At 45.2% G+C, this 12,703-nt stretch carries 8 protein-coding genes; 7 read left to right on the top strand and 1 reads right to left on the bottom strand.

What is annotated here, in order from left to right:
* The first annotated feature begins 60 nt into the window (after positions 1-60).
* The 3 genes from ABIO93_RS24745 to ABIO93_RS24735 all read left to right on the top strand — a co-directional run bounded on the left by ABIO93_RS24745 (position 61) and on the right by ABIO93_RS24735 (position 5,486).
* Positions 61-2,334: an ATP-binding protein gene (locus ABIO93_RS24745; RefSeq protein WP_348072680.1), complete on the top strand. Its 2,274-nt coding sequence runs from the start codon at positions 61-63 to the stop codon at positions 2,332-2,334.
* 7 nt (positions 2,335-2,341) lie between these two features.
* Positions 2,342-2,974 carry a response regulator transcription factor gene (locus tag ABIO93_RS24740; protein ID WP_348072679.1) on the top strand — a complete coding sequence of 211 codons (633 nt, stop codon included), beginning with the start codon at positions 2,342-2,344 and terminating at the stop codon, positions 2,972-2,974.
* Between the two features lie 343 nt (positions 2,975-3,317).
* Positions 3,318-5,486: a hypothetical protein gene (locus ABIO93_RS24735; RefSeq protein WP_348072678.1), complete on the top strand. Its 2,169-nt coding sequence runs from the start codon at positions 3,318-3,320 to the stop codon at positions 5,484-5,486.
* Between the two features lie 218 nt (positions 5,487-5,704).
* On the opposite strand, the gene ABIO93_RS24730 is transcribed toward ABIO93_RS24735, so the two are convergent.
* Positions 5,705-7,606 (bottom strand): tetratricopeptide repeat-containing sensor histidine kinase, encoded by a 1,902-nt coding sequence (locus ABIO93_RS24730; RefSeq protein WP_348072677.1) that lies wholly within the window; start codon positions 7,604-7,606, stop codon positions 5,705-5,707.
* A gap of 217 nt (positions 7,607-7,823) precedes the next feature.
* Here ABIO93_RS24730 and ABIO93_RS24725 point away from each other — a divergent pair, with 217 nt between their 5' ends.
* The 4 genes from ABIO93_RS24725 to ppsA all read left to right on the top strand — a co-directional run bounded on the left by ABIO93_RS24725 (position 7,824) and on the right by ppsA (position 12,696).
* Positions 7,824-8,879 (top strand): SGNH/GDSL hydrolase family protein, encoded by a 1,056-nt coding sequence (locus tag ABIO93_RS24725; RefSeq protein ID WP_348072676.1) that lies wholly within the window; start codon positions 7,824-7,826, stop codon positions 8,877-8,879.
* 149 nt (positions 8,880-9,028) lie between these two features.
* Positions 9,029-9,565 carry a DUF2975 domain-containing protein gene (locus ABIO93_RS24720; RefSeq protein WP_348072675.1) on the top strand — a complete coding sequence of 179 codons (537 nt, stop codon included), beginning with the start codon at positions 9,029-9,031 and terminating at the stop codon, positions 9,563-9,565.
* A gap of 2 nt (positions 9,566-9,567) precedes the next feature.
* The gene (locus ABIO93_RS24715; RefSeq protein ID WP_348072674.1) at positions 9,568-9,774 is read left to right on the top strand and encodes a helix-turn-helix transcriptional regulator; all 207 of its coding nucleotides are present in this window, start codon (positions 9,568-9,570) and stop codon (positions 9,772-9,774) included.
* 261 nt (positions 9,775-10,035) lie between these two features.
* Entirely contained in the window at positions 10,036-12,696 is a 2,661-nt protein-coding gene (gene ppsA / locus ABIO93_RS24710) for a phosphoenolpyruvate synthase (RefSeq protein WP_348072673.1), read from the top strand.
* The last annotated feature ends 7 nt before the right edge of the window (positions 12,697-12,703 follow it).

The raw sequence follows: 12,703 nt of genomic DNA, 5'->3' as shown, positions 1-12,703 counted from the left end.
CATGGCGGATCGTTTTGTTTGCTATATTTAGCTAACTATCAGTAATTTACGAGTTCAGTTATGAATCCCTATCCTGGAATTTTGCTGCGTATTGTTTTCGTGATCCTGCTGATCGTCGCATCACCCTATGTCCGTGCCGAGGATTATACGCCAGAACAGGGGCGGGCCGCGTGGAAACGGTTGAAAACAAAACCTGTAACAGAGGAAAGTTTCAGGGAAGTATGTGATCTGGCCCAGGATATCGCCAAGAAGAACATTGACATCAGCTACGAAATATTAGCGGAATATCTGCCAATGGTTCAGAAAACAGGGGACAAGCGCAAGGTTCACATTATTTTGATGAACTGGGCCAAGGCAAAAGAGTCGCTGCATTTTTTTGAAGAAGCCGAAAAATTGTACGTCAAAGCAAGGGGTAATGCTTTTGGGAGCGGACAAATGTACCGGGAGGCACTGGCGAATACCGTGCTGCTTTATGGAGAATGGGCAAATCCGGATTCGTCCAAAAAATACATTGCATTGGGGGAGAAAGAATGTATCAAGGCTGGTGATAAGGAAAATCTGTCCTTTATTTATACATTCAAAGCAATGGCGAATACGGCCGATACGGCTACTATGCACCGGTACCTCGTCAAAGCGATTCAGCTCGCGGCGGGATTGAAGAACAAGAATGCGTTGTTTACGGCGAGATATAACTATGCGAATATTTTTCTCCAGTACAGTCCGAAAGATCAGGTAGTAGAGCTTGAATCATTACTCGAACTGGCCAAAGATTCGTCGCTGAACAAGTACCCGCGCAAATTGTACGAGCGCACGGCATTCACATTCAGAAACGCCGGGCCCAGCATTTACTACCAGCTGATGCAGCTCAATCTGCTATTGACTGACTTTGAATCTGCGGGGAAATTTGCCGAGCTGTTTTACAATTCCAGCATTAAACCCAATCCAGAAAGCCCACAGGCGGCTTATTTTAATGCTGAAATGTCTATCGTGAAATCATGCCAGCAGGATTTTGCAAGTGCGGCGGAATTCCTGGATAAAAGCAGGAAAATCTTTAAGCTGCCCGAAGAAAAAATACCGTTTATCAGCTATTTTATTGCCGCAGGCTTGCTGGCCGAACATCGGAAAGAGTACGACAGGGCGGAAACCTATTATAAGAAGTTTGCCAGTACGAACGATTATTCCAAAGGTTTTCACGTACTGCCCGTGGAGCTTTATTACGCACATATCCTGACGGTTAACCACAAATTTACGGAGGCGGAAAAGATGTTTTCCTTCTTTGAAAAGGCTTTGGATAACAAGAAGTATTCCGCCACGGGCTATTATTACAGCAAGTTTAAAGCGGAGTACCTAAAAGCAAAAGGAGATTTTAAAGGCTATACTACGGCACTGGAAAACTTTTACGACATCAAGGATTCGCTGACCAATCTTAATAAATACCGGGCGATCCAGGAGGTGATGACCAAGGTGCGGATCAAGGATAAGGAGCAGCAGATTACGCGGCTGAATGAGGAAAGCTTCAATCGGAATGAGGAAATAAAGAAGGAGCGGATATTTTACAGCCTTGTTATTGGCTTGTCTGTGCTGACAATCGTACTATTAATCCTGCATTCCCGGAGCCGGCAAATCAGGAACAAGCAAAAAGATGCATTGCAGCAAAGTGAAATGCAACGGGTCGAAAAACAGCGGCACATTGACCTGATGCAGGGTGTGATGGAAGCGGAAGAAAAAGAACGGCGAAAGATCGCGGATCAGCTGCACGATGAGGTAAGTTCGATGCTCGCACTCGCCTCATTATCCGTTTCGTCCACATTGGAAAAAGGAAGAAATGACGAACAGGGAGAGCAAAAATTACAAAAAACACAGGAAATACTGTCGTCCGTGTCGAGTACCATACGCGATTTGAGCCACCAGCTCAATCCATTGGTCATTGAAAAATATGGTTTCAGAAAAGCAGTGCTCGACTCTGCGGAGATCATCAATTTGTCCGGAAAAATTGCTTTGGAAACGGTGGTAGTAGGTTTTGAGGACACCGGTAATTATGATCTGCCTTTTTTTCACGATCTGTACCGGATCATTCAGGAGCTGCTGCATAACATCCTGAAACACGCCAGGGCCACAAAAGCCTCGCTGGAAGTGATCGAGCATACGGATATGGTGACGATCATCATTGAGGATAATGGGGTGGGAATGGACGAGACTCCGCAAACGGAGGGACAAGGCCTGAGTACGATCCGTTCCAGGGTTGCTTATTTGAATGGTAAAATGGAGATCAGCAATAAGCAGGAAGGCGGCGTGCTGGTGGTGATTGAAATATATTTGGAAAAAGTGGCCTGAGCGCGCTATGTCTATCAAAATTATCATTGCGGATGACCATCCAATGCTCGTCGAGGGCATAGTGAGTGTAGTGCGCGAGATTGAGACCGTCGAGCAGGTCGATATGGCTTCAAATGGGCGGCTGCTGATCGCAAAATTGAAGCAAATGCATTTCGACATTGTTTTGCTGGATCTCAATATGCCCCATATGGACGGTGTGGAGACATTGAAAGTGATCCGAAAGGAATTCGCGAAGGTGAAGGTGATCGTGTTTACGAGTTACGGCCAGCCCGAACTACTGCGTGAGATCAAAAAGCTGGGCGCGGAAGGTTACCTGATCAAGGATTGCACCTCCATTGAGCTGAAAGAGGCGATCACTACGGTTGCTGCCGGCGGCAAGTGGTTTCAGGGAATCCTTTCCGACGCCATTTCCCCGCCATTTCTGATTGATGATTTTTTAAAAAAATACCAGATCACGCCACGGGAGGTAGAAATCTTACGCTACATTACCGACGGCCTTACCAGTCGTGAAATTGGTGAAAAGCTGTTTATCAGCGAATTTACGATCAATGCGCACCGACGCAACATTTGCCGAAAGCTGAACATTTACACTTCGGTTGGCCTTGTTAATTTTGTCAGAAAAAACAGACTAGTGCTGTAACGGAGCTAGTTATTCGTTTGAAAACAGCACTTTAATCAGAAACACCCTGCTGGTATGACCTGCAGGGTGTTTTCAATAATACAACCTTAATACCCAATTATCCATTATTGCGCATAGCTAATAGATTGAAGTGTCCAAATATATGGAAATTATCCTAGTTATTGGAGATAATCCAAAAATAAAAATTTGAATTTCTTAAACCGGATAATATAGAATTGCAGCCGTTTGTTAACTAGGGAGCTCGAACAGTACGATAATCATCTATATTTGTTATAAAAGCTGTTGATTATTAACAAATAATAAATTATTCTACAAGTTACTAGCACCCCTTCGATAACGCATTATGGGTTTTTGTTTACTATTGCTGTCGGTAGCGCTGAGTTTTGTTATTTTCTTTCTCAGTTCTTCCAAAAATGACCTGTATACCAACGCCCGGGAGTCATTTATCCTATCACTGATCGCAAATGCAATACTGGTATTTGTTTACAATGAGGTGTTTTCGACCTTCAATCAGCTTAACACCAAGTCGGCTGTCATTTTTTGGTCAGTTACGGTTATAAATATTTCAGCGCTGCTACTGTACTTTCATTATACCGGAAAGGTCCATCTTTCAAAACTAGCTGCTTTGAGAAAGACTTTCCAGCTCTCCGGACTGAAAACAGGCAACAAGATCATCATCGTTTCCGCGCTGCTATTTTATATTCTTCCGCTGCTTTTCCTCGCCGTATATGCCGCTCCGAACAACTTTGATTCCCATATGTACCATCTTAATAGGGTTCTGTTCTGGATCAACAATGGTAACCTGGATCATTTTCCGACCGTGCATTTACAGCAATTGTATCTCAATGTTTTTGCAGAATACCTCGTGCTGGACACTGTACTCCTTTCGGGCGGCGATCATTTTGCAGGCCTCATCCAGTTTGGTTCCTTTATAGGATCCTTAGCGGGTGTCTCTTTACTAGCCAAACAACTCGGCCTGAAACAGGATGGACAGCTCCTGGCAGCCGTCTTTCTGCTCACATTGCCGATCAGTATCCTCGAAAGTACCAGTACGCAGGTAGATTATTGTGCCTGTTTTTTCTTCATTTCGTTTGTCTATTTTGGATTTAAGTTGCTTGAAAAACGGTCTCTGCTTACATTATTCGCGTTCCTGCTATCATTGTCGTTCGGAGGTTTTTCCAAATACACCATCTTTATTTTTGCCATACCCTTCACCGCGTACTTTGCGATCAGGATTCTGGTGCAGTACCGGTTTTCGTATGCTTTAAAAGTATTGGTCTTGGCCATTGTTTTGCTGGGAGGTACATTCGCTCCATTTTTTTACCGGAACTATACATTGTTCGGGCATATTATGAGCCCGCTGAGAAATACCGTTTTTGCGTCCGAGGAATTACCCGCACTTAAACATTCGCCACTTTTTACTTTTTCAACACTGATCAAAAACGCAGGACTTAACCTCGGCCTGCCCGATACCCGTTTTAACCGGATCGTGGATGAGGGTATCAGAAACCTGCATGAAAAAATGGGTGTGGAAATCGATGATCCTGATATATCCCTTGATCCTTTTTCCGTCAAATATTCAGTACACGAGGATATGATACCCAATACAATTCATTTCTGGATAATCCTGTTTGCAAGTCCCGGACTACTGTTTTTGGCCAGGCAGTGGGATGTCAAATGGTTTTGGATTTGCGCTGTGTTGGGCCTCATCATGTTTTGTACTTTAATGAAATTCCAGCTGTGGAGCACGCGTACCCAGATGCCCTTTTTCGCGATGGGGGCGGTGATGGTAGCATACATTTATAGCCGCAAACCACAATGGAAAATCGCCTGGATGGCGATACCGCTGATGTTGATCTCGGCCCCGTTCGTATATGGCAACCCCAGCAAAGAACTCATCTCGATCAATTATCTCACACGAAAACTACTTGCACACATTCCAATTGCCATTTGTGAAAACGGCGGTGCACAGCGACAGCTCTACCAAAAGCACCTCGGAGCGTACTATGATTTTCCTGGTGAAGATGGCTGTCATCCGCTGAAAAAATGGCTGGATTACAGTGAACGGAAAAAGGTCTTCGATCTGCTCACACAAGTTGGCTACTACGATCAGGACCGTTCGTCGAACATATTGAACATGGATCGCGACAGAGCTTATTTTTTGAGCCACCCGAACGATTATCTGAGCTTCAAACCATTGCTGGCGCATATCAAAGGTGACCATAAGAATGTTGGCGTGTTTTTTGAAAATAATAATGGATTTTACCACTATTGGAGTGCGATTGCTACGAAGATCAAGCAGCCCGGGACGATGGAATACATTCGCTATAACCAGGAGCTAATGGTACTTCCCAATGCACAAAAGGACTTTTGCTACGATTACATTTTGTCCGATGATCCTGTTCTGCTTGCCGCTTTTGTTCCCAAAGCAAACATTGATACCATTTACTCGACACAGCTCTTTCAGCTCGTGAAGCTTAAAAACAAGAGCTGCGACAGAAGTTTATTTTAGATAAATTTCTGTATTACTAAAATTTGAACGTGGCCTGGGCTGAAACAAACCGTCCATGGAACGCAAACTGCGTTACCGTGTGGCTATATACGAAATGCCCGTTGAATGTATTTTCCCTGTTGGTCGTGAAGGTTTTTCGCAGGCCGCCGCGTAAATTGTTTCTGTTATTTCTGGGATCGGGATAGTTTTTGGCAGGATAGATGTCAAAAAGATTGTAGCTATGCAGTTTTCAGATCACCTTTAAGTTGCGTGGCAAAAGGCTTCTCTTCAGGCAAAAACACGAAGAACTTCGTTCCTTTTCCTTCTTCACTTTCAAACCAGATCCTGCCGCGGTGTGCGTCGATAATTTGCTTTGAGATATACAATCCCAGCCCGAATGGTTGTTCACCGGCCGTTCCTGTTCTTTTGGATGGTGTAAAGGGGTCAAATAGTTTTGCGGCATATTCTTTGGGGATTCCCAGGCCATTGTCTTTCACCGAAATGACGATACCATCACTTGCTAGTTCGGTATTGACCTCAATAATCCCTCCCTCGGGCGTGAATTTGATGGCGTTCGCGATCAGGTTGTTCAGTACCCGCAAAAGTTTGTCGGGATCGGCGGTAATCAGCATTTGTACGGATTCCCCAAGAATCAGCTGCTGATTTTTTTCGTTAGCCCTGAAAGTCAGCAGCGCTACCGCTTGCCGAAGAAAGCCCGACAAGTTGATTTGCTCCTTTTGAAGTTCCGATTCCTTAAAATCAAAATCAGTCTGTAGAAGGTCGCCTATCAAGTTGAGACAACTATTGCTCGACTCATGAATGAGCTGCATGAATTCGGAGCTTTCTTCGGCACTCAGATTTTCTTCCTGCAGCAACGTGCTCAGGGCATGAATGCCGCCAATGGGGTTGCGCAGGTCGTGTGCTACCATTTTGATCAGCTTCGCATAATTCTGATTGCTACTTTCCAATGCCTCTGTGGTAGATTCGAGCTGCCGGAATTGCAACGTGAGGACCTCATTGGTTTTCCTGGTAAGCCTCGTGTTTCTCCATAAGAAAATAATGCTCAGTATAGTTAGAAAACAGACTGCCAGAGCAAGCCAGAGCATTTTCGTACTGTATTCAGCTTCAACCTGCTGCGAGATCAGCTGCTGGTCTTTCACAGCATATTCAATGTAATCTATGCTGGAAAACCGGTCGATGCCTGCCTGCTCCTCGTACAACCTGAGTAGTCTTTGACTATAAATAAATGCGGAAGCATTATCTCCTTTGGCTAGGTAAATGTCGTACAGCTTTAAACAAATATCTTTGGCATACATCCGATAGCTCTTTTCCTCGGCGATCCCCAGTGCCCTCGTATAATATTGCAAGGCTTTTGCAGGAGCTTCGGCAAAGTAATTGTCCCCCAGTTCAATCATTATATCCATACTGAGATAATAAAGCTTCATATCCATGGCCGAGGCCAGCGTGCTGTCCAGAAGCTGTATTCCTTTGACACGTTCCTTATTGGCGATCAAAAGATCCGCCCGAAGTTGCTGAATGGCGAGTTTTAAACGCGGGTCATGATACTTGATTGCGATCTTGCTTGCCTTTTCCGTGAGTTCTTCCTTTTTGCTTCTATTAAATTTATGTGGATAAATCAGTAAGTAGTTGAAGATGACCAATGCGGTAATCGAGTCATGGGATATCTGATTTCCGAGGGTCAGCGCGCGATCAAAATTGGCCAGGGCCTTCTGGTCTTTCCCACTGATTCCATAAACTGTGGCAATGTTCATCAATGTCTGAACGATATTGGAGGAATCTCCGAGCACAGTATATTGATTATAAGCATCATTATAGTAGCGCAACGCAAGCTGAGTATTCCCTTTGATATCGAAAACGATGCCCAGATTATTGGTTGCGTCAGCCAGTCCTTTCGCATAATGCAGCCTGAATGCTATTTCACGGGCACGAAGACCGTAATACAGCGTGCTATCCGCATTTTGTTCATAAAAATGCATTGATATCTGGTTCATAACGTCCACATACTGCGTGCTATCCTGGATTAAAAGAAGGCTCTTTTGAAGTTTCGCGATTTTTTCGACCTGCCCACAAGCAGGTCTGACCACGAAGATCATTAAAATAGAGAGGATTTGAACCTTCATTGTGTCGGATTACATCATTCAGTAAGGCAAAGCCATAGAATAAATATTACACACTTAGCGTTCAAAAGCAAGAAAAATAACAGTTTGCATGATGGCCAGACTGCAATTCTTTTATGCCAGGCGGGCATTGCGTACGCGGGATGAATAACCCGGAATGAGACACTGGAATGATTATTGTTTAGAAGCTTAAAATGAACTCACACTTCTTCTAAACAGAATGATTAACGATCCTGACACTAAGCCGGACTCTCATAGTCCAGGCAATTTACTCAACCGCCGGCGGTTTTTTCTGCAATCCGGGGCCGCCATTTTTACAACAGCCTTATTGACGTCATGTAGCGATTTGCTGCACGATATTATCCCGGAAAAGAAAGATGCAGAGACGGAGAAGGAGCCAAAGGCCGACGAACCGAAGAGGGACCAGACGCTTGCATTTTTTGGAGACAGCCTGACTATCGGAGCAGGGGGAACGTTTCCGTATTGGACGCTGGTGGGATCAATGCTCCCGGGGCGGAATTGCGTTGGCGATGGCATCGGGGGCCAGGTCGCCCTGTCGATCTCGACCCGGCAGGGAGGTACACCGCTTAAAATAACCGTTGAAGGAGACAAACTGGACGGCACCAATGCTGTGAAGGTCACAAAATTGAGCAATGAGTTTTTGTCCACACCGATCAACTACAACACTTACAGCAGAGCAGGTACCGTTGCAGGGGTGAAGTGCACGATTACGAGAATGGCCAATGAGGCACAGGGAGAAATTTATTCGATCACTCCCGAATCTGCCAGTACCGCGGCCATTTCGCCTAATTCCGAATTCGTCCTCGAAGACTCTTCACGCCTCAGGTCAGCTACTCAGATCCTATGGTATGGTCGTAACAATGTGGAGCATGTAACTGCGGAAGACGAGATTGTAACAGCACTGGACAGTTCCATTGCCTACATTTCGGATCCCAAAAGGTATATTGTCCTGGGTGTGCTGCTGGCCGTGCCGGAAATAAAAGGAACCGAAAAGTATAACCAGGTCGTCGCAATCAATGATCATCTTTCGTCCAAGTATGGCCGCGCATTCGTCCCTATGACGCCGCCTACTGAGGCTGAAATGGCCGCGATTGGCTACACACCCAACGCTCAGGACATGAAGGATCTCGAAAACATGAATTTTCCGACTGGCCTGCGTCCCGATAACAAAGCGGACGACATTCACATTAATGATAAAGGCTACCAGATCATTGCCAACCGTGTTGTCGCGAAACTGAAAGAATTGAATTACTAGGGATTTTATCGACGGTTTAAAGCATGCGGAGCGTCCCTGAGAAATTCAGGGACGTTTCTTTTTTAACTATTTATTGAATTTCACTTTAAATTTATTGTTTATCAATAATATTTTATTGATATTTGATCGTCACTTTAAAAACGATCTATATGAAATTTGAAACACAAACACGGACCGGGCAGGTGCTCACGGTTATGCGGATACTGGCTTGGGTGGCATGCATCGGGTTTATGGTAGAGGTTGGGGCTATCCTTTTTTCTTACTGCGTTAGCATTGTAAAGCCCGAGGGAGCCAAGAACTTGTATAACGGACTGAATCTGTACAATCTCGAACAGTTCGGTTTTTGGTACTACACCTTGTACATTTCCCTTTTATCGGTTTTGCTGATCATGAAATCTGTGATCGCCTTACTGGTTATCAAAACCTTGACCAATTTTAACCTGCAGAACCCATTTACGAAGGAAGTGGCATGGAGACTGGAGAAGATCAGTTATTACTCATTTGGCACCTGGCTTGTTACCATGGTAGTCAATGCGTACACCGTATGGCTGGAAGAGTTAAGCGGGGAACTTCATGGAAAATGGCTGTCGGGCGAGTTTATATTCATGGTCGGCCTGGTGTTTATCATTTCACAGATATTCAAGCGCGGCGTAGAAATCCAGTCTGAAAACGAATTAACCATATAGCCATGCCCATTATTGTAAATCTGGATGTGATGATGGCTAAGCGAAAAATGTCATTGAATGAGCTTTCCGAAAAGGTGGATCTAACGCTGGCTAACCTCTCCATTCTCAAAACAGGAAAGGCAAAAGCAATCCGGTTCAGTACACTGGAAGCCATTTGCAAAGCATTGGACTGTCAGCCTGGGGATCTGCTGGAATTTGGGGAGGATTGATGCTATGTTTAAGATCTTGCACATCATTTTTCTCCTGGTCCGATCTGTTGTACAGATTCAACAAAGGTATATCCACCGCAATTGAATCCGTAAGTCGCCACTCAATCATCTCAATTGAGAAAGGAAATATTGTTGTTTTTTGTATGAATAACGTCTCCACGATCTGCCCTATTGTGCACAAAAAACTATAGTCAAAAAACGATGTTTTGATACATCGGACCTTCTATTTTTGACTTTCAACATTTCAAAATATTGGCCAATATGAACAGATACGTGTTTGATTTTCAGGAGATCGACAGATCGAAGTTGATGGTTGTGGGAGGCAAGGGCGCCAACCTGGGAGAGCTGTCAAAGATCCGGGAGATACAAGTGCCGGAAGGTTTTTGCGTGACCACCGAAGCGTATCAAAAAATCACCGAAAACAACCCGGAGCTAAACAGCTTGCTGGATGCATTATCGCATTTGAAAGCCGAGGAGCGATCGGCTATCGGTGAAACCAGTGCAAAAATCCGTGATGCTATCGATGGTATACCTATCCCTGATGATATAGCGAAAGAAATTGCGGATTATCTCAGAAAGTATGGTGAAAAAGATGCTTATGCCGTACGGTCCAGCGCCACGGCTGAGGATCTTCCGACAGCCTCCTTCGCAGGCCAGCAGGATACGTATCTGAACATTACCGGCATCAATGCGATCCTGAAACATATCAGCAAATGCTGGGCGTCACTTTTTACGGACAGAGCTGTTATTTATCGGTTGCAAAATCAATTTGACCATCGAAAGATCCATCTGTCTGTTGCTATTCAGAAAATGATTTTACCCGAAGTGGCAGGGATTATGTTCACCGCAGACCCGGTTAATGGTAACAGAAAAGTTGTCTCCATTGACGCCAGTTTCGGATTGGGAGAAGCATTGGTTTCCGGACTGGTGAATTCGGACCATTATAAAGTTCGCGAGGGCAAAATTGTCGATAAGAAAATATCCACCAAGAAACTGGCCATTTATGCTTTAAGTGACGGCGGCACAAAGGAACAAGAGATTGAACCTGATCAGCAGGGCCGACAAGCATTGACGGACGAGCAGATTTTAGAATTAGCCCGCATCGGAAGAACGATCGAAACACATTTCGGAAGCCCGCAGGATATTGAATGGTGTTTAGCTGATGATACATTTTATATTGTCCAGAGTCGGCCGATCACAACCTTATATCCAATTCCCGAGGTGAGTGATGAAGACCCGACCGATCGCGGTCCGCGCGTCTACCTATCCGTCGGTCATCAGCAGATGATGACGGATGCGATGAAACCGTTGGGATTGGCTTTTTGGCTGCTGTCGACTCCTGCGTCGATGCGGGTAGCTGGCGGAAGGCTATTTGTCGACGTTACACCCATGTTGATTTCGCCCGCTGGCCGGGTAACGATTATAGACACACTGGGAAAATTCGATCCGCTCATCAAAGACGCACTTACAACGATCATAGACCGGGGAGATGTAATAAAATCGTTACCGGATGATGAACAAGAAGCAGGTTCCGGCAAAAGCGACAAAGCTGAGTCGCCTCCGAATTATCTGGCATTAAATGATTACGATTCACTCGGCGGCGCTGCAGCGGTCGTTTCTGATTTGATCAAGACCAATCAAACATCGATAGAAGCATTAAAGGAAAACATCCGGATGAAATCAGGATCGGACCTGCTTGATTTTATCCTGGAAGATATCCAACAATTAAAGAAGACAGTACATGCCCCACTGAGCTTTGGTGTGATCATGACCGGTATGAATGCTGCATCATGGGTCAATGAAAAAATGAACGAATGGTTGGGGGAAAAAAATGCGGCGGACACCCTTTCCCAATCCGTACCAAACAATGTTACTTCGGAAATGGGCCTGGCGCTACTGGATGTTGCCGACGTGATCCGTCCTTATCCGGAGGTAGTGGAATATTTACAACGGCATACTGAGCTAAGTTCAAAAGGCCATCACTTTTTAGACGAGCTTGCAAAGTTTGATGGCGGACGGGAGACCCGGGACGCTGTTGATGACTATCTCGACAAATACGGCATGCGATGTCCCGGCGAAATCGATATTACTAAGACGCGTTGGAGTGAAAAACCAGCTGCTCTTATTCCGATCATTGTCAGTAACATCAAAAACTTTGAGCATCATGCTGGCAAACGGAAATTTGAGCAGGGTCGACAGGAAGCATTAAAGAAAGAAAAAGAGTTATTAGAGCGATTGAAGCAATTGCCGGATGGTGAACAAAAAGCCAGCGAGACAAAACGAATGATAGACCTGATCCGGAATTTGAGTGGCTATCGTGAATATCCGAAATATGGTATGATCAGTCGCTACTTCGTTTATAAGCAAGCGTTACTGAAAGAAGCCGAACAACTTGTGCATGCCAATGTTATTCCTGAAAAAGAGGCTATCTACTATCTCACCTTTGAAGAGCTCCGTGAAGTGGTACGCACTAAGACATTGGATTACCAGCTCATCAACCAGCGAAAAGGCGAGTACAAAATTTACGAGAAACTGACTCCGCCACGCGTAATGACGTCTGATGGTGAGATCATTACAGGTGCGTATAAGCGGGAAAATATACCGAACGAAGCTATTGCGGGACTGGCTGTTTCCTCGGGCATTATAGAAGGACGGGCGCGGGTGATCCTCAGCATGGAGGATGCTGACATAGCAGATGGAGACATATTGGTTACCACATTTACCGACCCAAGCTGGACGCCATTGTTCGTGTCCATCGCGGGCCTGGTCACCGAAGTGGGCGGACTGATGACCCACGGAGCCGTTATTGCTCGTGAATATGGCTTACCGGCAGTGGTCGGAGTGGAGAATGCTACCAGGCTGATCAGGGACGGGCAGCGGATCCGTGTGAATGGGACCGATGGGTATATTGAAATACTTTAATAAGCTT

This window comes from Dyadobacter sp., assembly GCF_039919315.1.
In the GTDB taxonomy this organism is placed as follows: domain Bacteria; phylum Bacteroidota; class Bacteroidia; order Cytophagales; family Spirosomataceae; genus Dyadobacter.
The sequence above is the reverse complement of the archived record's forward strand: the minus strand, read 5'-3'. Positions and strand labels throughout refer to the sequence as shown.